This is a genomic window from Lacticaseibacillus sp. YLM2-1, assembly GCF_056583465.1.
Map to the genome: position 1 here is coordinate 421736 of NZ_CM152617.1, position 19506 is coordinate 441241.

At 46.2% G+C, this 19506-nt stretch carries 20 protein-coding genes; 12 read left to right on the forward strand and 8 right to left on the reverse strand.

All coding sequences use genetic code 11. The annotated features are described in order from the left end of the window. Positions 1–849: 849 nt before the first annotated feature. Positions 850–1512 carry an HAD family hydrolase gene (locus AC07KQ_RS02020; protein WP_003563336.1) on the reverse strand — a complete coding sequence of 221 codons (663 nt, stop codon included), beginning with the start codon at positions 1510–1512 and terminating at the stop codon, positions 850–852. A gap of 37 nt (positions 1513–1549) precedes the next feature. After that, positions 1550–2311: a DeoR/GlpR family DNA-binding transcription regulator gene (locus AC07KQ_RS02025; protein ID WP_003563338.1), complete on the reverse strand. Its 762-nt coding sequence runs from the start codon at positions 2309–2311 to the stop codon at positions 1550–1552. A gap of 173 nt (positions 2312–2484) precedes the next feature. On the opposite strand from AC07KQ_RS02025, the gene hxlA reads away from it, so the two are divergent. Genes hxlA through AC07KQ_RS02045 form a run of 4 tightly spaced genes read left to right on the forward strand, consistent with a single transcriptional unit; the run spans position 2485 to position 6946 of the window. Further along, positions 2485–3132: a 3-hexulose-6-phosphate synthase gene (hxlA, locus tag AC07KQ_RS02030; RefSeq protein WP_003563340.1), complete on the forward strand. Its 648-nt coding sequence runs from the start codon at positions 2485–2487 to the stop codon at positions 3130–3132. 15 nt (positions 3133–3147) lie between these two features. After that, the gene (gene hxlB, locus AC07KQ_RS02035) at positions 3148–3711 is read left to right on the forward strand and encodes a 6-phospho-3-hexuloisomerase (RefSeq protein ID WP_003563342.1); all 564 of its coding nucleotides are present in this window, start codon (positions 3148–3150) and stop codon (positions 3709–3711) included. A gap of 57 nt (positions 3712–3768) precedes the next feature. Then, the gene (locus AC07KQ_RS02040; RefSeq protein WP_003563344.1) at positions 3769–5733 is read left to right on the forward strand and encodes a PTS mannitol transporter subunit IICBA; all 1965 of its coding nucleotides are present in this window, start codon (positions 3769–3771) and stop codon (positions 5731–5733) included. Between the two features lie 28 nt (positions 5734–5761). Next, positions 5762–6946, forward strand: a complete 1185-nt coding sequence (locus tag AC07KQ_RS02045; protein WP_003563346.1) for a mannitol-1-phosphate 5-dehydrogenase — start codon at positions 5762–5764, stop codon at positions 6944–6946. A gap of 235 nt (positions 6947–7181) precedes the next feature. On the opposite strand, the gene AC07KQ_RS02050 is transcribed toward AC07KQ_RS02045, so the two are convergent. The 6 genes from AC07KQ_RS02050 to AC07KQ_RS02075 all read right to left on the reverse strand — a co-directional run bounded on the left by AC07KQ_RS02050 (position 7182) and on the right by AC07KQ_RS02075 (position 12926). Further along, positions 7182–8231, reverse strand: coding sequence for an NAD/NADP octopine/nopaline dehydrogenase family protein (locus AC07KQ_RS02050; protein ID WP_003563349.1), 1050 nt, complete (start codon positions 8229–8231; stop codon positions 7182–7184). Beyond that, complete coding sequence (locus AC07KQ_RS02055) at positions 8228–8977, reverse strand: amino acid ABC transporter ATP-binding protein (RefSeq protein ID WP_003563351.1); 750 nt, start codon at positions 8975–8977, stop codon at positions 8228–8230. Before AC07KQ_RS02055 ends, AC07KQ_RS02050 begins: the two co-directional genes overlap by 4 nt. A gap of 9 nt (positions 8978–8986) precedes the next feature. After that, a complete protein-coding gene (locus AC07KQ_RS02060) occupies positions 8987–9865 on the reverse strand; it encodes a transporter substrate-binding domain-containing protein (protein ID WP_003563353.1) in 879 nt (292 codons plus the stop codon). 14 nt (positions 9866–9879) lie between these two features. Beyond that, on the reverse strand, positions 9880–10548 hold the full coding sequence (locus tag AC07KQ_RS02065) for an amino acid ABC transporter permease (RefSeq protein ID WP_003563355.1): 669 nt from the start codon (positions 10546–10548) through the stop codon (positions 9880–9882). Next, complete coding sequence (locus AC07KQ_RS02070; protein ID WP_003563357.1) at positions 10545–11231, reverse strand: amino acid ABC transporter permease; 687 nt, start codon at positions 11229–11231, stop codon at positions 10545–10547. The genes AC07KQ_RS02065 and AC07KQ_RS02070 overlap by 4 nt, the downstream gene beginning before the upstream one ends. A gap of 426 nt (positions 11232–11657) precedes the next feature. Next, entirely contained in the window at positions 11658–12926 is a 1269-nt protein-coding gene (locus AC07KQ_RS02075) for an MFS transporter (protein WP_003563359.1), read from the reverse strand. Positions 12927–13327: 401 nt separating this feature from the next. Between AC07KQ_RS02075 and AC07KQ_RS02080 the strand changes: the two genes are divergently transcribed. The 8 genes from AC07KQ_RS02080 (at position 13328) to AC07KQ_RS02115 (ending at position 19488) form a co-directional block, all read left to right on the forward strand. Then, on the forward strand, positions 13328–13858 hold the full coding sequence (locus tag AC07KQ_RS02080; RefSeq protein ID WP_003563361.1) for a sigma-70 RNA polymerase sigma factor region 4 domain-containing protein: 531 nt from the start codon (positions 13328–13330) through the stop codon (positions 13856–13858). Between the two features lie 167 nt (positions 13859–14025). Continuing rightward, complete coding sequence (locus AC07KQ_RS02085; RefSeq protein ID WP_003563363.1) at positions 14026–14178, forward strand: YvrJ family protein; 153 nt, start codon at positions 14026–14028, stop codon at positions 14176–14178. A gap of 9 nt (positions 14179–14187) precedes the next feature. After that, complete coding sequence (locus AC07KQ_RS02090; RefSeq protein ID WP_003563366.1) at positions 14188–14952, forward strand: GH25 family lysozyme; 765 nt, start codon at positions 14188–14190, stop codon at positions 14950–14952. Between the two features lie 538 nt (positions 14953–15490). Next, positions 15491–16234 carry an SDR family oxidoreductase gene (locus AC07KQ_RS02095; protein WP_480156585.1) on the forward strand — a complete coding sequence of 248 codons (744 nt, stop codon included), beginning with the start codon at positions 15491–15493 and terminating at the stop codon, positions 16232–16234. A gap of 113 nt (positions 16235–16347) precedes the next feature. Next, on the forward strand, positions 16348–16974 hold the full coding sequence (locus tag AC07KQ_RS02100; RefSeq protein ID WP_003583257.1) for a flavodoxin: 627 nt from the start codon (positions 16348–16350) through the stop codon (positions 16972–16974). A gap of 250 nt (positions 16975–17224) precedes the next feature. Continuing rightward, on the forward strand, positions 17225–17728 hold the full coding sequence (locus AC07KQ_RS02105) for a TetR/AcrR family transcriptional regulator (protein WP_003563372.1): 504 nt from the start codon (positions 17225–17227) through the stop codon (positions 17726–17728). Positions 17729–17732: 4 nt separating this feature from the next. Then, entirely contained in the window at positions 17733–18794 is a 1062-nt protein-coding gene (locus AC07KQ_RS02110) for an ABC transporter permease (protein ID WP_003563374.1), read from the forward strand. A gap of 4 nt (positions 18795–18798) precedes the next feature. Further along, entirely contained in the window at positions 18799–19488 is a 690-nt protein-coding gene (locus tag AC07KQ_RS02115; protein ID WP_003563376.1) for an ABC transporter ATP-binding protein, read from the forward strand. The last annotated feature ends 18 nt before the right edge of the window (positions 19489–19506 follow it).

The window sequence follows — 19506 nt, forward strand, 5'->3', positions numbered from 1 at the left end:
GAAATGCTTCGAGCGCCTGTATGAGTTCGTGAACTGCTAGAAGCAGCTTGGTCGTTGCTGACAATTCAGAGGTTTATCCGTCATTAGGTAGGATAAAAACTGAAAGATACAACTAGCCATTTTCCAGAAGAGCATGCTATACTAAAGACAGCAAAAGCCGTTGTGCTCGAACACAACGGCCGGGCAAATGCCCTTGCAGAGCCATCAAACAAACGGTGGCACACAGAATTAGGCAACCAAAAGTCGCGACATTCCGGTGAAGGTTGGCGCGGCTTTTAGTTTGCCTATTTTTCTCGAAATGCTTCGAGCGCCTGCATAAGTTCGTGAACTGCTAGAAGCAGCATGGTCGTTGCTTTGATCAATCGTGTGAACACGATGATCAGCACTACCAATGAACCTACACAGGCTGTGATCGTTGTGATGATAGCGATCACCGGCAAAACATGACACCTTTCTTTTAAAAGTGTGGGTTATAGGAACTAGTCCCATAGGCACCACCTACTTTCCGAATCAGGCACCACCGCTCATTATCCTTCTCTGCTGGCTTCAGTTTATCAGAGTCGCCTGCAGCGTGACGACCTCACATAGGACAACGGGTGTTATATATTGATTTTCAATTTTATTGAGAAACGCTCAGTTACTGTGCATATACGTTTTAATATTGATAACCTTTTGGCGGATTATTTTTCTCTATGAAATTTGATAAACGTTAATACAAGCAGCCAAAATAAATTTTGCAAGCCCAAAACGACGACCTTTGCGGATCGTCGTTTTTGATTGCGCCTGACAGAGGAAGCAGCTAGGCGGCGTGGGAGCGGCAACCTGATTGAAAGGGCTACCATTACCCGATTATTGCAACTGTTCTTGATTTAAGTGAAAAAATTCAAGGGCTTCATCATAGTTGCTAAAAGATACCGTGACCAAGTCGAGAATATCAGCATCTATCGGGACTGGATTTTCAATGCGATAAACCGCTAAGCCTGCGTTTTTAGCGGATAAAATGCCGTTCTTAGAATCTTCAAAAGCGACAACTTCATCCGGTGGGAAACCGGATTTGGCGATGGCATGCAGATAGATTTCGGGATCAGGTTTGCCATGTTGCGTCTCGTCGCCGAACAAGGCGAATTGAAAATAGCTAGCTAAATCGAGCTTTTCTAAAATCGCCTGGGTTTCGTTTCGATAAGAGGAAGTGACCAAGCCACAACTGATTTGGTGGTGGCCGCAAGCTTCGAGGAAGGTACGCGTACCTGGGATGAGTTCAAAATTGCCGTGCTGAACCAGCGCTGTTCGCTGTTTCAAAAAGGCCGAAAAGAGTGTATCAAACGGAAATCCTGTCCCATAGTGGTGCGTGAAAGTTTGCTGAATACCGCTCATGGGCATGCCAAGAATGTGACGATAAAAATCAACCGTAAGATGATAGCCATTATCGGCTAGTAACTGGTCCCAGATGGCATAGTATTTGGCTTCAGAGTTAATCAGTGTCCCATCCATGTCAAAGAGAATACATCGCACAGACCAACGACCTCCTTTTTAGCTGAACTTAACCTGATCAGACCGTGACAACTTCTGTTTGCGCCGTCAGCTGATCTTTAATTTTGGCAGGTAAGCTGTTGTCAGTGATTAAGTAATCAATATCATGCCAATTTGCATACTGGGAAAGTGATGAGGAACTAGCTTTTGAACTGTCCGCTAAGACGAAGTTCAGTCGACTGTTTTGAATGATCTTGTGTTTAATTTCGACATCGTCAAGACTGTTTGAACTTGGACCATTGTGCTCAGCGAAGCCGGATGTGCCTAAGAATGCCATGTCCATCCTGATTTTTTCGATGAAGCCGAGTGTTTGTGTGCCCATTGTCGCAAACGTCAAAGGATCGACCGAGCCGCCAACACTGATGAGATGATTTTGACTGGTCACGAGTTCATTCACAACAGGCATGGAGTTTGTGATGATCGTATGGCCAGCCGTTTCTTTTAACAGACTTGCAAAGGTCAGCGCCGTGCTGCCGGCATCAATAAAAATAGTTGAGCGCTGGGAAACATAGGACAGCGCTTTTTTGCAGATGGCCAGTTTTTGTTCGTGAAAACTGGCCATTCTTTGTTCAACTGGCGGAATATTGAAATCCTGAACGGGCATCACTGCACCGTACCATTTCTTGACGGCACCAGAATCGTCGAGTTCCTGCAGATCGCGCCGAATTGTTTCGCGAGATACGTTGAAATAAGTGGCTAACTCGGTGATCTTCATGGTTCCTTGATGTGAGATCAGATCAACGAGCTGTTTTTGTCTGTCAATGGCACTTAATTTTGCCATGGCTAATCACCTTCTCGCTTTCGATTGTAGCAAATACAACGCAACAACGCCACGATTTGTTGATTATTAAACATAAAATGTGGCAATTTAAACATTTTATGTTGCAAGATACACATTAGCCGGCTATACTGAACTTGTCAAAAGGAATATCAGCCTTGAGGAGGAGAATTCTTATGAAGTTGCAACTTGCATTAGACGATATCTCGCTTGTAGATGCGTTGGTTCTGGCCGAAAAAGTTCGAGACTATGTCGACATTTTTGAAATTGGCTCCCCGTTTATCATCCAAGAAGGGATGCGCGCCGTTCGCGAATTTCGGCGTTATTTTCCGGAAAAAAAGATCCTGGCCGATACCAAGATTATGGATGCAGGCGAGTATGAAGCTGAGCTTACCTTTAAAGCTGGTGCGGACTACTGCACAGTTCTCGGTGTGACGGACATCTTGACGATCAAAGCTTGTCTTGCTGCGGCAAAGAAATATGGCAAGCAAGTCTTTGTTGATACGATCTGTGTGCCTGACTTGAACACCCGCATCAAGGAACTTGAGGATGTTGGGGTTGATAGCATCAGTGTTCATGTTGGCGTTGATGAGCAAGCGGTGGGGCAAACACCTTTGAATGCATTGAAGCAAGTTAAACAACTGAGTAAGCACTCACAGCTGTCAGTCGCAGGCGGCATTAAAGTCAGCACGGTTGACCAGTATCAGGCCCTTGGCGCAGATATCATTATTGTTGGCGGCGGGGTGAATCATGCCGACGATCCTGTCGCAACAGCGAAGGCTTTGGCCGACAAAATTCATTCGCATGAAAATGTAAGCGCTTAATAAGGAGGAATAATCATGGAAGCAAAAAGTTTGAAGACAATTATCAGCGAACTGGATCAATATGCGCCAATGATTGATGACACCCAAGTCGAAACTGTTGCCAAGATGGCTTTTCAAGCAAATCGGATTTTTGTCGGCGGTGCAGGCCGCTCTGGTTTTGCAGGTCGCGGTTTTGCTATGCGGCTCATGCATTTGGGATTGCACGCCTATTTTGTCGGGGAAACCACGACCCCATCAATTGGGGAAGGCGACCTACTTGTGATCGGCTCTGGTTCCGGATCGACGGGTAGCCTGGTGGTTGATGCTAAGAAGGCAAAAGCGGTGGGCGCTAAATTGGCAACGGTGACGATTTATCCAACAGCCGAAATCGGCAGTCTGGCCGATGCGATCATTGCGATTCCTGGCGAAACGCCTAAAAACGAAACAGGGGCAGCCGACACTGCTCATTCGGTGCAACCAATGGGGACCTTGTTTGAACAGCTCAGTTGGTTAACTTATGACGCCATTATTTTGGGATTAATGAAATTGACCGGCGAGACGACTGACACGATGTTTCCTCGTCATGCTAATTTGGAATAGGCCACCATCATCATGATGATAAAAGCGCAAACGGAGCGTTAAGAAAGAGGGATCATTATGGACCTAAAGGTAGCGCAAGCGAAAGTCCAGAAATTTGGGGCAACACTTAGCGCAATGGTTATGCCAAATATTGGTGTTTTCATTGGCTGGGGATTATTAACTGCACTATTTATTCCAACAGGTTGGGCGCCGAATAAGCAGTTGAATGAATTGGTCGGCCCCATTCTGACTTACTTGCTTCCTGCACTGATTGGTTACACGGCGGGGGCCAACATTTATGGACGTCGAGGCGGGGTCATTGGAGCTTTTGCAACCCTTGGCGTCATTGTTGGCTCGAGTGTCACGATGCTGGTTGGCGGCATGATTATGGGCCCAATCGGTGCAATCTTATTGAAAAAGTTTGATAAGCTGGTTAAAGGCAAAGTTAAACCTGGCATGGAAATGTTGGTGGATAACTTCTCGCTAGGTATTCTTGGCTTTATTCTGGTCATTTTAGGTTTCTTGGCAATTGCCCCTATTATTACGGGTATTCAGAACTTCTTGTCTGCTGGCGTTAATTTCATGACCAAACGTGATTTGATTCCTTTAACCAGTTTGTTTGTGCAGCCAGCGCAGATTTTATTCTTAAATAATGCGATTAATCATGGCATCATGGTGCCACTTGGACTGCAACAAGCAGCCGAAGCGGGTAAGTCAATCTTGTTCCTAGTTGAAGCTAATGGCGCAATTTGGGTTGGGACAGCCTTAGCGTTTGCAAAGTTTGGGACAGGTATTGCGAAGAAAACGGCTCCTGGGGCAGCGGTTATCATGTTCTTTGGTGGTATTGCTGAAGTCGTTTTCCCTTATTGCTTAATGATGCCGCTGACTATTCTTGGCCCGATGGCTGGTAATATCTTTTCACTAACCGTCCTTTCACTCTTTGGTGGTGGCACAGTTGGGCCACCATCTCCGGGATCGGTATTCGCCTTTTACATGATGACACCTAAGAGCAGCCTTCTAGTTAATTCCATTGCTTACTTTGGCGCATTGGCGGTTTCGTTTGCAGTGACGGGACTAATCCTCAAGTTTGTTCGGCAGCCAAATGCTAGTAAGATGCTTTCAAGCTTTGACACGGCTGCTGTAGCTACTGCAGGCCCTGCCGCGCCAGCTGTTTCTGAGGAACTTCAAACAGCTGAAAAAGATGATGGCATTGCGGTAGCACCCAAGAATCAGTTGCGCCACCTAAATCGGATTATTTTTGCTTGTGATGCTGGTATGGGTTCATCAGCAATGGGGGCCTCAATATTAAGTGCCGAACTCAAGAAAGTCGGCCTGTCAACAGAAGTGGACCATATGGCGGTTGCAGATATTGGCGATGAAACCAGTAGAGCAGATCTGATTGTTACTAATGAAAGTTTAGAGCCGCGGGCAGAAATGATGAGTAAAGGCAGTCTGCCAATTTTAACGGTTAAAAATTTTATGGATCGAACAGAATATCAACGCATCATTGATCAGATAAGAACGATGGTGGGTGACACTGACGATCATGTAACGCAAAAACAAGCAGCCGAAGAAACGGCAATAACGCCACAAGTTGCCGAGCAAGTGCTTGAAAAACCACTGTTTCCAGTTGAAAACATTGTTTTAGGGGCAAGTTTCCAAGATAAGAATGCGGCCATTTCAGCGTGTGCTGATATCCTGATCGAAGGTGGCTATGTGAAGCCGTTTTACAAGCAGGAGATGTTTGCTCGTGAGGAAGATTTATCAGTTTATCTTGGCGATGGAGTTGCTATGCCACATGGGTTAACCCAGTCGGATTCCATTTTGCATTCAGGAATCTGTTTTGTGCAGGTTCCAGATGGTGTTGACTTCGATGGCAACACGGCATACCTTCTAGTTGGCGTCGCCGGCAAGGGAGAGGAACATGTTCAGCTCCTTGGTCAAATCGCGCAGGCATTGACGGAGGATAACAATATCCAAAAACTTCGAGAGGCCAAGGACAAGCAAACGGTCCTCAGCATTTTGAAACTTAGTGAGCACTAACAAGTTATCTTTTGAGAGGATGGAGATTATGGCAACCGCAGTCCATTTTGGCGCAGGAAAAATAGGGTTAGGGTTCATTGGAGATTTGCTTCATCAAAGCGGCTATCACATTGTCTTTGCAGATGTTGTTGAGAAGACAGTGGCACAGTTGAGGAAAGAGAAACAGTATCGACTTTTTCTAATTGATCACGATTATCAAGAACGGATAATCGACAATGTGGATGCTGTTTCTTCCATTCAAGATCCTGATGGTGTCGTTGAGGCAATGACACATGCCGACATAGTGACCACATCAGTCATGGCCAGTAACTTACCCAAAGTTGCGCCACTTATCGCGAAAGGCTTGAAGGCGCGGTTAGAAAAACATCTGCCTAAAATGACGGTTATGGCTTGTGAGAATGCCATTATGGGAACAGATATCCTAAAAAAGGCAATGCTCGATACAGGCGAGATGACCAGTGAGCAGCTTGAACAAGCGGCAGTTTATCCAAATACGGCTGTTGATCGCGTTGTATTTGATGGTCATCATCATGGGCAAGAGGGTATTGAAGTGGGCGACGCGTATGAACTTGCGATCGAAAGAGGAAAGCTTTTAGATCCTAATAGCGAACCAATTAAAGGCGCAGAATACGTTGATAATTTGGAAATGTACCTGCAACGTAAGATTTATATCATTAACTGTGGTCATGCGATCAGTGCTTATCTGGGTCAAGTTCACGGCTATCACACGGTTCAAGAAGTCTTACACAACGAGAGACTATTGCACCAAGTGAAGGCGGCTATGGCAGAATCGGCAGCAGCCCTTGAGGCGAAGTATCATTTTTCGAAACAGTCACTGCAAGATTATATTGAGACGATGTTCGTTAAGCGGATGACGACACCTGGCTTATCTGATCCGGTGACGCGTGTTGGCCGAGAACCGATCCGCAAGCTTTCTCCCAATGACCGGATCATTGGCCCTGCGAATGAATGCGAGTCTTTTGGCTTAGATAATCAATATTTATTACGCGGTGCTGCGTGTGCCTTGCTTTTCCATAATCCTGATGATAAGCAAGCGGTCAAAATGCAGCAGTTTATCCAAACGCATGGAATTGAAAAGGCCATTGCTCAATATACGAAGATTCAACCGAATAGTGCAATGTTTGAGAAGTTGCTGAAGGCGTATTGGGAAGCGAAGGCGAAGTTGCCTGCCAATGTTGGCAATGCCAAATAGGATTTCTTTGATTCACAACTTGTTAATGAAGACCGACAACTTAAAAATGCCTGCAATAGAGGATTCTCTGTTGGAGGCATTTTTATATGGTGTCTGGATTTGATCCCAAGATATTAGGATTGAATTTCGAACATATACTTAATACTGTTTGTAAAGACTAAGGATATGCACAGCAACAATACATCAAACAACAACGAATTAGGCGAAAACTTTTTTGTGAAACTTGAAACTTTATTTATGCTGACCCAGTTCCCTGAACTGCAGCAATTGTCTCAGCATTAATAAATCCGAGATCCGGTTCCGGCACCTGATCAAAAACAGCATGTGCAAATGCTGCTAGTTTCTCGCTGTATGGCAGTGAAACACCGAGAACTTCGCCTAGCTTAACCAGTGGATCGATGCCAAATGGTAAATCCTCGACGATGAACCGTGATTGCAAGCTGTCTGGGGCGGGCAGGTTGCGGTAGGTAGGTAGTCCATGAAACACCTCTCGTAGCGTGTCAAAGTCTGTTCCCCATTGTGTGGCAAGTTGATGCACAATGCTGCTGTATGGTATGTGCAAGGCACTTGCTAGGTGTTTGCGTTCGTCGTCAATGTGCATGATGTAAGCTCTTGCGGCGGGACTTAATCCGTCTGTCAGGATATGAAAAGGCGCGGTGTGTTCGATGCGAGAAAGATTGAAGAGGGAGACGGGTACGTGAATGATTGGGTTAAGCGCACTTAGACTTGCCTGCAGGATATTAGGCGCCTCAATCACTTGAGCATATAACTGTTTGAGCAAATTAATGCCTTTGATGCTGGCTTCTTTGGCGCCATAAGTCGAAACCGTTACTTTATCCTTGATTTCGCTGATGTGCAATGAATGATCCTGCCATTGAGCAACGTAAGGCATGCCTGATGTTTCCAAAATACTGACGCTTTTTTTGGCGAGCCATGCTGGTGTGAAGGCGGCAACAGCTTGAAGCAGACCCCAATTACCATTGAGAAAAATAATGGCTTGACCTCGATGAATGAGCGGTCGCAAGGCATCAATAACGGTGGTGTGTACGTTGGCCCAAGTGGCAACGATGATGACGTCGGCTGATTGAATGCTGGCGGCTAGGTCAGAGCTGACGTTTAAAGGCTGGGTAGTTGTGAAGCGGCCTGTGATGGCGAAGGGGTTTTCAGTTAGCTTGGCGGCTTTGGCAGGATCGCGTGAGTAAACCGTTGTCGTGATATGATGGCGAGCAAGATCTGCTGCACAAGCAAAACCGGTATTGCCGGCACCAATAATCGTTGCGTTCATGCCTCCGCCTCCTTTGCAGCATTCAGGAACGCAACTGTTTCCGGTTGGGCTGGGTGTGTAAAGAATTGGTCGGCAGGCGCGACTTCGACCAGATGGCCTTCATTTAGAAAAGCGCATTGCGTTGCGATCCGTTGGGCAAAATCCAGTTGATGCGTTACAACAATCATCGTCTGGCCTTTTTCGCGCAACGAAAGAATGTCACGACTGATCGTACCGACCAAGGCCGGATCTAGTGAACTAGTGGGTTCATCGAAAAGGATGATTGATGGTCGTAAGGCCTCTGCTCGGGCAATGCCAATGCGTTGCTGTTGACCACCAGATAATTCTGCAGGATATAAGTTTGCTTTGTCAGTTAGTTCTAATTGCTCAAGCAAGGTTTGAGCGGTCTTTTGCGCTTCGGCTTTTGTTTGATGCTGGCCGTAGATTAAAGGCTCGGTGATATTTTCCAAAGCGGTTTTGTTGTTGAATAAGGCGTAGTTTTGAAAAACCATAGCGAGTTGATCACGGATTGTCCGGATATCGCCTGCTGTGAGCCGACTGTAATCGTAAGTGTTGTTTCCCAGTGTGAGATTGCCGCTGGTCGGCCGTTCTAGCAGGTTCAGGCATCGTAGAAGGGTTGTTTTGCCCGCGCCACTTTTGCCTATAATGACTAAGGTTTCACCGGCATTAACGGTCAGATTAAGGTTGGCGAGAATTGTCTTCCCTTTGAATGTTTTGGTGAGATTTTTAACTTCTAACAAGCCCATCAAAATCACCTACTTTTCTTGAGCGTAAGACTTGGTCACGTCAGTCACACGATCATTTTTTGCAGTAAAGGGATCACTACCAAGCCACTTTTGGGACAATTTGGCCAAGGTGCCATTTTTCCGCAATTTGAGGAGTTCTTTGTCAATATCCTTACGTAGTTGTGTGCTGGTTGAACTCTTGTGATAGTAATAGACCACTGGGAAGACTGCGATTGACTTAGAAAGCTTGAGCGGTTCGTTGAGCTTCTTCTGGGCAGTATCAAAGTTTGTCCGTGGGTAAAGAATGGCATCATATTGTTTGTTCACAATATCTTTGAACTGGTTAGCTGTATCAACGAAACCGGATGATTTGAGTGTTACTTTCTGTTCGGGATGCTGCTTATTCCAGTTTTCAACGATACCATACCGCGGATCAGCAACATCAATCGGTTCCAACTTACCATTTGTTTTCGCCAGCGATGCAAGGTCAGTGATTTTGTTATCATCTTTTCGTACAACCAAGCGCAAGTCACTCAGTAGGGTAGGGTTGCGTGAGTAGTCGTAGGTTTTAGCACGTTCAGTCGAGTAGTAGTAATTGCCCACTGCCAGATCGTATTTACCAGATTGTAAGCCCACAAAGACGGAGTTTGCTTCAGTGACTTGATACTGGAACTTATATTTGTTTTTGAGGTCTTTTTGAATAGCGGCAAGAATATCGCCATTATAGCCGGACAGTTTATCTTTACTCTTATAAATTTGGTAGGGTTGAGATGCTGACGGGCCAACGATTTGAACTGTCTTAACTTTTGAACTGCTGGTCGAACTGGCGGTGCCGGATTTGCCACAGGAGGCGAGGAATAATGCGAGAACGGCGGTGCCAGCAATGAGTGCAAGACGAGATTTTTTCATGATAAGAACTCCTTTTAGTGTAAGTATGTGACTTGACGCTTGATGAGATGAAAGATAGCGCTGACGAGCCAATAAAGAACTAGGTAAATTGTCCAAGCTGCTAGGTAGGCTGGAATGAATTGGTACGTTTTGGAGCCAACAAGGATGCTAGTGCCAGTGATCTCCAGCAGGCCGATGTTGTAAATAATGGCCGTGCCTTTGACAATGTCCATGACACTATTGAAAACATTTGGCAGGGCAAGCGCGGCCGCTTGTGGTAGGACAATGCGTTTCATCGCCGTGCGCTTACTCAGTCCTGAGGCGAGTGCTGCTTCCAGTTGCGCCGGGTCGAGTGCTTGATAGGCCGCGCGGAAAGTTTCACCAAAGTAGGCGCTGGAGAATAGTGCGAGAGCAGCGACAGCAACCACAGTGGCGGGAATATGCAGTCCCTTACCGCCATTTAGCACAGTCGTAAGGTTCGGTAATGCAAAGTACAGAATATAAAGGACAACGATCATCGGCACACTGCGAGCAAACGAGAGATAGATGCCGACCAATTGATTGAGGATTGGCGGACGTTTGACACGGATCCAAGCGATGAGGCAACCAATCGGGATCCCAAAAAGAATTGCCAACAGTGCGATGTAAATGCTTGTCCAAACACTTGGGATGATTTGTTGCCAATCTTGCCAGAAAATCGTCATTTTGCACCTCCTGACCAAGACCGGCGGCGTTCAAGTTGGGTGAAAAATGCTTGGATAGCTGCACATATTGCCCAGTAGATGAGTGACAAGGCAATGAAAACGACCACTTGCTGTTTGCCAAATGATGCTTGGGCGATAATTTGGGCTTGCTCATATAGGTCGGTGATGCCGATGACATAGACGTAGGCTGAGTTTTTGACAATTGTGATAAGCGTATTCCCGATATTTGGCAGTGCGGCCGCAAAAACCTGCGGACCTAAAATTCTGCGAATGGCTGCGATGCGACTGAAATGCAACGATGTACAGGCATCATATTGTGACTGTGGAAGCGAGGCATAAGCACTACGCAGGTTTTCAGAGAAGTACGCACTGTTTTCCAATCCGATAGCAAGAATGGCGAAACTGGTTTTGGCCCACCACGAAATGTCAATGCCGACTAACTGGAATAGAAGTGGCATGCCGTAGAATACTAGCATTAATAGCAATAAAACTGGTGTTGCCCGCATGAGACTGACGAACCCGTTATAAAGCAATTCCAGAACGCGCGAATGGCTGAAATGCACCAACGAGATTAATGAGCCGAATACAAGTACGAAAAGTGCTGATGCGCCAATGATCCAAAATGTGATGCCTAAGTATGGTGCTAAATGCTGCAAAACTTCGAACAATGTTGCAAACCCCACCGCTACCAACTCCTTTGCCTGTTTAATCAAAAAAGATCTTCGCCCCTGTATGTTTAATACAGGGACGAAGACCTTCGTGGTACCACCCTAATTCTTGGCTGGGATTGCTCCCGCCAACTCAACAACACCGTCAAAACGATGTCTGGGACGGTATCGAGTCCTGACGCGGCGCCCGCTTTCACGGTTGCCGATGCTCAGAGCTCATCTTCAGTGCTTCACCGTTCCACCCTCACACCACCGGGCAGTCTCTTTAAACGGATTCACGCTTACTCTTCTCTTCAACGCATAAGTCAATATGATGTTTTGATTAGTTGACAATGAGTATATGGTGTGTCGATTAGAAAGTCAATGGATTAGTATGAGCAATATTTATTTTTGATTGCTGAAGATCTTATTTTCATTGAAAAAGTCGTCCTTTTTTGGCGGTTAATCCCACTCAGCATGCATCGTCTCAGTCATTCGCCAATAAACAATCAGACTAATAAGCGCACATAGCGAAACATAAATGAAGAAGTAATTTTCGTGATGTGCTTGCTTGAACCATAGTGCGATGTACTCAGTTGTTCCGCCAAACAAGGCGACGGTCAGGCCGTACGGAAAACCAACACCGAGTGCACGAATTTCGGTTGGAAATAACTCCGCTTTCACAATCGCATTGATGGATGTATAGCCAGTGACAAGAATGAGGCCGACTAACATTAGCAGGAATGCCATCAGTGGGGTTTTGGTGGTTTGCATCAGCCAAAATAGTGGGACCGTCAAGACCGTGCTGCCGATCCCGAAAAAGAAGAGCAAGGGGCGTCGGCCGATGTGATCGGATATGTAACCCGCCAAAGGTTGAAGGCACATGAAGATGAAGAGGGCAGCGAAGTTGATTAACGCCACGGTTCCTTTGGGCAAGCCAACCGAATTGATCATGAATTTTTGCATGTAAGTTGTGTAAGTATAGAAGCAGATAGTGCCGCCGAGCGTCAGGCCAACCACGGTCAGGATTTGCTTGGGATACTTAAGTAAGGCGCGTATCGTGCCAGCTGATTGGCGTTGACTGGTGGACATGTGCTGAAACTGGTTTGACTCGTCCATCGATAGTCGCAGCCAGAGAACGAGTAGAGCACCAGCTGCACCGATGGCAAATGGGATGCGCCAACCCCAGGAGCTGAGTTCTGTTTCAGTCAGGTACATCTGCAGGATAATCTGAACCCCAAGTGCGATCAATTGGCCGCTGACTAAGGTGACGTATTGAAAACTTGAATAAAAGCCGCGGCGTGAAGGCTCGGCCATTTCTGACAGGTAAGTAGCGCTTGTCCCGTATTCACCGCCAAGCGACAGGCCTTGAAACAGCCGAATGACCACTAACAAAACAGGTGCCCAAATACCAACTGTCTGATAATTTGGCAATAAGGCAATTAACAGCGACCCGCTGGCCATGATCAGGATGGATAAGGTCAACCCGGCCCGGCGCCCGTGGCGATCAGCATACCGGCCCATCACAAGGCTACCAATCGGCCGCATCAGAAATCCAAGTGCGAATACTGCCGCAGCATCCAACAGTTCACTCGTTGGATCATGACTTGGAAAAAACGAGGGGCTGAAGTAGACAGCAAACGCGGCGTAAACGTACCAGTCGTACCATTCAATCATATTGCCGAGCGATCCTTTAAAAATATTGGATGCGATCTTGCGCGAAGGCTGCATGGTCAATCCCCCTATGATGTGAAGTTGCCGGACAAGCTATTTTTACTAATGGAAAAAATGTACGCTTTTTTCAAATGTTTATCTATCTCTTATGTAACATTAATTAACAACTGTGAAATTTCGTGGTTTTCAGGCTGACTTGACGATCAATACGATACTGGTGGATGCGCGATAGGACGATTTTGGCCGATCGCGTTTTTTGATGTTTTTTTCCTCCGCAATTATCGTGTCGCGCGCTAATGGTTAAGCGATCTTTTGGGGATTCTGCGCTAGTGCAGACATATCGCTTTGATTGGTCAGCGTTTTGGTTACTTGATTGCGATCACGACAACTAACTCGCTGCCCGCATAAACTAAACCCATCGATATCGAAAGACACTAGGCGCCGGATTGGATTAGGAGATGGCACAGGAGGAGGCAGGATTTGCATTGTATCTCGCACATCAAGGAGTGGTGTATGCAGTTTTGGCGCAGTTGGGGATTCGGCGTGATCGAAGTGATTTTCAGGATTGGCGTGATGATGGGATGTTGGTGTACCTCAACTACTTCAACCGATATCGCGATCCATTGACGGATGAGGCTGCCATTCGCAAGTTTAATAAGCTGGCATGGCATTTTGTTTATCTGACGTTGATGCAGCGAATGCATAAAAACCGGCAGCGAAGCGTGATTGAGCGGTTGCCAAGTAATATCACTTTATTGCAGAAAACGACTTTTGCCAGCACTGTTTTGAATGTGCAGACATCGCTGGAATGGGATGGTCAGCTGCAACGACTCGCGGCTATTTTGACGCCTATGGAGCGAACAGTTTTGGGCTTGCGATTGGCTGACTTGTCAGATGCTGGCATCGCAGGTCGATTACAGATTAGTCGGCAACGAGTTTTGAAGATACGTAAGCAGTTGCAGGCCAAGTATCGGCAGGTGGTCGGATAATGATCGTGCGTATTTGGGGAGCAGTGACTAACGCGCTCTCAGTTGCAAAAAACTGAACATAAGGACCTCGGCCACAATGACCAAAGAGTGGTCATGACGCCAAAGGCCGCTTATAAGCCGACTGCTAAGCGCGTTGAAGACCGCTCACTTTTTAGGAGGAACAAAAAATGGATAAGGAATTATTGACGTATGTCTTAGATCAGGCGGTTGGCGTTGTGATTGCCGTATTTTTACTGACGCGGATCGAGCGGCGGTTGGATGTCCTGATTACGAGTATTGAGAAATTCATGACAAAGTTGGATGCAAAGGACAAGTTGTAGGAGGCCGAGATGGTGATATTAATGGCAGATGTGAGTAGCTGGCAGCCGGAATCGGACAGTTGGTTTCATCAACTGGCGGATGTTGGTGTAAAGGCAGTGGTGGTGAAGTTGACAGAAGGCACCACCTACCGCAATCCCAAAGCTGCGGCACAATTGGCGGCCGGCCGGCGAATGGGGATGCAGGTGCATGGTTATCATTATGCGCATTATCACAACAGTGCTGATGCCGTGGCGGAAGGACGGTTTTTCGGAACCACGGCCAAGGCTTTAAGGCTACCCACGGAATCGGTCATGGCGGCGGATGTGGAGGATCCGGGTTTATCTGGTGAGTTGACGGGGTTGACGAATGTTTTTCTCCAAACGGTCAAAGCGATCGGATATCCGCACACGGATCTGTATACCATGGCCAGTTGGCTGACCACGCGGCGCTTTGAGCGGGTCGCCTTGATCCCGAAAAACCTGTGGCTTGCCAGTTATGGTGTGAATCAACCGGGCGTCGATAATGTTGGCACATGGCAGTTCACGAATAACTTTCAAGGGCTAGGTGTTGATATGAGTTACGACTTTTTTGGCCACTATACAACGCGTCTCACTGGCACACTCAACGATGGTGTCGCGCGCGTGCCAACGATTCGGTTTCATACCGTGCAACCAGGGGAGAGCTGGTGGGCGATTGCGCACCAGTACGGACATGACATGGACAAGCTGGCTGCATTGAATGGCAAGACGATTTTGAGTGTGATTCACCCTGGGGATCAGCTGCGGGTGGAATAAGGTTTGAAGTGAAAACGAGAGTTGTCTTTCGGCTACTTGCAGAAGGACAACTCTTTTTGTGGTATGAATGTCCCATAAAGACTTCTGTTAACATATCTAAAGTCTAATGACGAATACAATTACGGAGAGCAAAGTCGGGTATAAGAAATGCCAAAAAAATAACAAATTTTTATAACGATCTTTAATGCTTATTAAAACGTTCAGTCAGTTGAAATTTACTCATGAATTTAACGAGAAACTTTTAATTTAGACGATGAGTGGTAGTGGCTAACTGTGAGTATAAATGAACGATGTTTTTTAATGCGATTTCCTCTCATGTTAATTTGTTATAGTTCGATATTAAATAAAAGCGTTAGACAGTAGGAGATAGAGTACTTATGCTGAAGATAACATCCAGCGAGCTAGGACCTCATAGTCATGTGCTTGAGAAATAATACCGCGGTTGTTTCCTTGATGTTGATTCAACGGAAGCTGAGTGTTTTTGGTCAAATCTTTAGTAGACGAAACAAAACTAGGCGGATAGCAAAGGAGAACGCTTATGATAAAAGACAAAGTTGTTGTGATTACAGGTGCATCTAGTGGTATCGGTGCTGAAACTGCTAAATTGCTCGCGAGTCGAGGAGCCAAGGTTGTTCTTGGTGCTCGCCGTAAAGAGAAGTTAGAAAAACTGACTGATGAAATTAGAAATCAAGGGGGCCAATCAATTTATCAAGTAACCGATGTTGTCAAACCAGAGGACAGTAAAAATCTTGTTCAGCTTGCTAAAAAAACATTCGGTGGTATTGATGTGATGTTTCTTAATGCTGGCTTAATGCCCAGTTCACCACTTTCCGCTCTAAAAACAAATGAGTGGAATCAAATTGTCGATGTTAACTTAAAGGGCGTTTTGAACGGGATTGCAGCAGCCCTACCATTTTTTAAAGCGCAACGATCGGGAAACTTTATTGCAACGAGTTCAGTAGCCGGTCTTAAAGCCTACCCAGATAATGCGGTTTACGGGGCAACAAAGTGGGCAGTGCGTGAGCTTATGGAAGTGTTACGAATGGAATCGGCACAAGAAGGCAGTCATATCCGGACTGCCACTATCTATCCAGCGGCCATTAAAACTGAGTTGTTAAATACGATTACTGACGAAGCTAGTGCCCAAGAGCTGAAGAAAACTTACGATACTTACGAAATTACGCCTGATCGAATTGCTAAGGTTGTTGAATTTGCAATTGATATGCCCGAAGACACAAACGTTAGTGAGCTTACAGTGGGACCTACAATTCAACCTTGGTAGTATCATAGATGACTTTCCCCCCTTAAAAACGGCTTTGAGTATTTTTAACAGCAGATCCGTATTTGTCTTGCTTGGTAGGGTTGGCAGAAGTGCAAAATGGAGTGTCGATTTTCATGAAGAAAATATTATTTGTGATTTTATTGCTAGTTGCGGTCGAATTGACGGGTTGTGGTAATCAAAGGGGAAAGATTTCTAATGGCAAGTCTTCCGAGATACCTTCAACAAAAGCAGTGAAGAAAATGACGAGTAACAATAATTTTGGTCGATCATTAGTCGTGTATTATTCGTTAACATCGCACACAAAACAGGTTGCAGAGTCGATTCATCACCGCGTTGGTGGTGATATTGTGGCAATTCAGACAGAAAAATCATATCCAACGACCTATTCAGCAACAACCGCTGAGGTGAAAAAGGAGATTAGGCAAAACCAATTACCCCAATTGAAGACAGCTGACATTGATTGGCATCAATATAAAACCATTTTCGTTGGGTCACCAGTGTGGTACGGAAACTTGTCTTTGCCCATGCAACAGCTTTTCCGCCAACACCAGTTTCAATCAGGGATACACATAGCGCCATTTTTTACAAGCGGGAGCAGCTCGCCGAAAGAGGCATTCACCACAATGAAGCGATTGCAGGCACAGCCAAGTTATCATCAGCCATTGGGAATCACAAATGATGAACAATCTGATCGCAACAGATTAGTGGATCAATGGCTAAAAGGTATTAAGTTCGATTAAAGAGGGAACGAGCAAGCATATACTATTGGTGTACAAAGTTCCTTTGCATCGGACACAGAAAAATAAAGCAGAAACCGCCTATTGGTTCAAAGAGGCGGTTTTTTTGCTGGCTATTTGATTTAGAAGTTAAAAATGACCATTTCAATAAAAATTCACAAAAAGATTGTGCAAAACGTGTTGACACGGTGTCACTTTCCGTATAAACTACGAATTATCAATTAGTGACACCGTGTCACCACAGGGGGCAATCATGGCATCTACTACTTTTCAACATTTAGATGCAGCTAAACAACAACGGGTCTTAGCTGCACTCATCACAGAATTTTCTCAATATCCGTTAGCGCAGGCGCAGGTGGCGCGCATCGTGAAGCAGGCTGATATTGCCCGCGGTGCTTTTTATAAGTACTTCACGGATCTAGATGACGCCTATCGCTATGCCTTTGGACAGGTGATCGGGCGGTTGCACGCGGGTATCACGGGTCCGACCATGCGGCAAGATCCATATACGGCAACAGCTGACTTTCTGCATGAGGCTAGTGAGAGTCGTGACCGGGATTTCATCCGCTTGCATTTCACTAAAAATAGCGGGCTGGTGAATGTGGCCCAGCCACAAGTTCCCGCAGATGCAACCGACTGGGCTGTCGCGTCGTTATGCCACAGTGCGATTTCCGAGGTACTGGCTGATCCGGCTGACGCGACCTTGATTTTGGCACATTTGAAGGCAGCACTTTCTCAGCTGCAAGTTAAGGAGTGAAACAATGTATCTTTCATTAAAAGAAATCTGGCATGAAAAATTACGCTATGGCTTGATCATCGGTATGATTTTGCTGGTGACTTACCTTGTCTTTATTCTCAGTGCGTTGGCTAATGGGCTTGCCCAGCAGAATACGCAAGCAATCGAGTCCTGGGACACATCGAAGGTGGTGTTGGCAAAGGACTCGGATATCAATTTGAGCCAGTCGCTGCTGACGTCGGAGCAGACAAAAGCGATTAAGCTAGGCAAATCGCAAGCCTATGTCGGTACAATCGGCGCGGTTGCGACCAGCAGCAAGCACTCGGAAATTCGTTCGACGATGGTCGGGCTTGATTGGAATCAGTACATCGGCAAGGACATGCAGCTGGTGAGCGGTCATCGCGTGCAAAGTGACAATCAAATTGTCGTGGATACACAATTTAAAAATGAAGGCTACAAGCTTGGCGACAAGGTGCGGCTAACCACAAACGGCCAGCAATATACCATCGTCGGTTTCACGGAAAATGCCAAAATGAGTGTCGCCCCGGTTGTCTACGGCACCATGGCGACATGGCGAAAACTGCACAACTTGCCGGATACTTTTACGGCTAGCGGCATTATTTCCAAGTCGGCTGATTTTAAAGTTAACAACAGCGATTTGAAAACCTATACAGCGGATACATTTATCCAGAAGCTGCCGGGTTATTCAGCCCAAAATAGCACGTTTGCGTTCATGATTGGTTTTCTATTTGTGATTTCGTTGATTGTCATCGCGGTCTTCCTGTACATTTTGACCATGCAGAAGATTCCTAACTACGCCGTTTTACGGGCACAAGGTGTACCGGCGCGGACCCTCGTTAAAACGACCATTGCGCAAGCACTCATGCTTGTGTCATTCGGTCTGATACTCGGTGGGGTGCTGACGGCAGTTACAGCGCGGTTCATGCCTCTGGGTGTGCCGATGATTTTCTCCGCCGGTTTAAGCATCGCAGTTGTTATTGGCATTTTGCTCACCGGCTTACTCGGTGCAATTGTCCCAGTCCGGACGATTCTTAAAGTTGATCCTGTCACAGCCATTGGAGGTTGATTGTATGTCAGCTATCGAATTACAACACATCATTAAAAATTTTAAAACGCCAACCAGCGATGTCGAAGTCCTCAAAGATGTTAGCTTCAGTGCCGAACCCGGCAGTCTTTCACTGGTGCTTGGGCCGTCTGGTTCAGGAAAAAGTACGTTTTTGACCATTGCAGGTGGCATTCAAACCCCAACATCAGGGGTCGTGACAACCGCTGGACAGGAGCTTGATAAGTTATCCGGCAAGGCACGTGATGCTTTGCGGTTGGATAAGATCGGGTTTGTCCTTCAGTCATATAACCTCGTCCCATATTTGACGGTTGGCGAGCAGTTTACTTTAGTTGACAAAATTAAGCCAAAAAACAACCTCAGTCATGAGGAACTTGATCAATTGCTGGATGATCTCGGTATTGGTGACCTAGTTAATCAATATCCGGCTTCCTTATCCGGCGGCCAAACACAACGGGTGGCAATTGCACGAGCCTTGTATCCCGATCCAGCCATCGTGTTGGCCGACGAACCAACCGCCGCATTGGATAGTCCGCGTGTGGCAGTTGTCGGACAGCTGCTAGCTGATCTGGCACATAAGCGTGATAAGGCAATTGTTGTTGTCACCCATGATGTTCGCTTAGAAAAGTTTGCGGATCGCACGTTTACTTTGTTGGATGGTCAGTTAAGCGAAGGTGACACTTCCAACGCAGCATAGTGAAAAACAACTGGTTGC

Excerpts from the sequence above, each read along its gene's own strand:
- hxlB (WP_003563342.1), top strand. The coding sequence starts at position 3,148 with ATGGAAGCAAAAAGTTTGAAGACAATTATCAGCGAACTGGATCAATAT.
- AC07KQ_RS02080 (WP_003563361.1), top strand. The coding sequence starts at position 13,328 with ATGGCACAGGAGGAGGCAGGATTTGCATTGTATCTCGCACATCAAGGA.
- AC07KQ_RS02065 (WP_003563355.1), bottom strand. The coding sequence starts at position 10,548 with ATGACGATTTTCTGGCAAGATTGGCAACAAATCATCCCAAGTGTTTGG.
- AC07KQ_RS02040 (WP_003563344.1), top strand. The coding sequence starts at position 3,769 with ATGGACCTAAAGGTAGCGCAAGCGAAAGTCCAGAAATTTGGGGCAACA.
- hxlA (WP_003563340.1), top strand. The coding sequence starts at position 2,485 with ATGAAGTTGCAACTTGCATTAGACGATATCTCGCTTGTAGATGCGTTG.
- AC07KQ_RS02025 (WP_003563338.1), bottom strand. The coding sequence starts at position 2,311 with ATGGCAAAATTAAGTGCCATTGACAGACAAAAACAGCTCGTTGATCTG.
- AC07KQ_RS02060 (WP_003563353.1), bottom strand. The coding sequence starts at position 9,865 with ATGAAAAAATCTCGTCTTGCACTCATTGCTGGCACCGCCGTTCTCGCA.
- AC07KQ_RS02085 (WP_003563363.1), top strand. The coding sequence starts at position 14,026 with ATGGATAAGGAATTATTGACGTATGTCTTAGATCAGGCGGTTGGCGTT.
- AC07KQ_RS02100 (WP_003583257.1), top strand. The coding sequence starts at position 16,348 with ATGAAGAAAATATTATTTGTGATTTTATTGCTAGTTGCGGTCGAATTG.
- AC07KQ_RS02075 (WP_003563359.1), bottom strand. The coding sequence starts at position 12,926 with ATGCAGCCTTCGCGCAAGATCGCATCCAATATTTTTAAAGGATCGCTC.
- AC07KQ_RS02050 (WP_003563349.1), bottom strand. The coding sequence starts at position 8,231 with ATGAACGCAACGATTATTGGTGCCGGCAATACCGGTTTTGCTTGTGCA.
- AC07KQ_RS02090 (WP_003563366.1), top strand. The coding sequence starts at position 14,188 with ATGGTGATATTAATGGCAGATGTGAGTAGCTGGCAGCCGGAATCGGAC.
- AC07KQ_RS02115 (WP_003563376.1), top strand. The coding sequence starts at position 18,799 with ATGTCAGCTATCGAATTACAACACATCATTAAAAATTTTAAAACGCCA.
- AC07KQ_RS02095 (WP_480156585.1), top strand. The coding sequence starts at position 15,491 with ATGATAAAAGACAAAGTTGTTGTGATTACAGGTGCATCTAGTGGTATC.
- AC07KQ_RS02105 (WP_003563372.1), top strand. The coding sequence starts at position 17,225 with ATGGCATCTACTACTTTTCAACATTTAGATGCAGCTAAACAACAACGG.
- AC07KQ_RS02045 (WP_003563346.1), top strand. The coding sequence starts at position 5,762 with ATGGCAACCGCAGTCCATTTTGGCGCAGGAAAAATAGGGTTAGGGTTC.
- AC07KQ_RS02110 (WP_003563374.1), top strand. The coding sequence starts at position 17,733 with ATGTATCTTTCATTAAAAGAAATCTGGCATGAAAAATTACGCTATGGC.
- AC07KQ_RS02055 (WP_003563351.1), bottom strand. The coding sequence starts at position 8,977 with ATGGGCTTGTTAGAAGTTAAAAATCTCACCAAAACATTCAAAGGGAAG.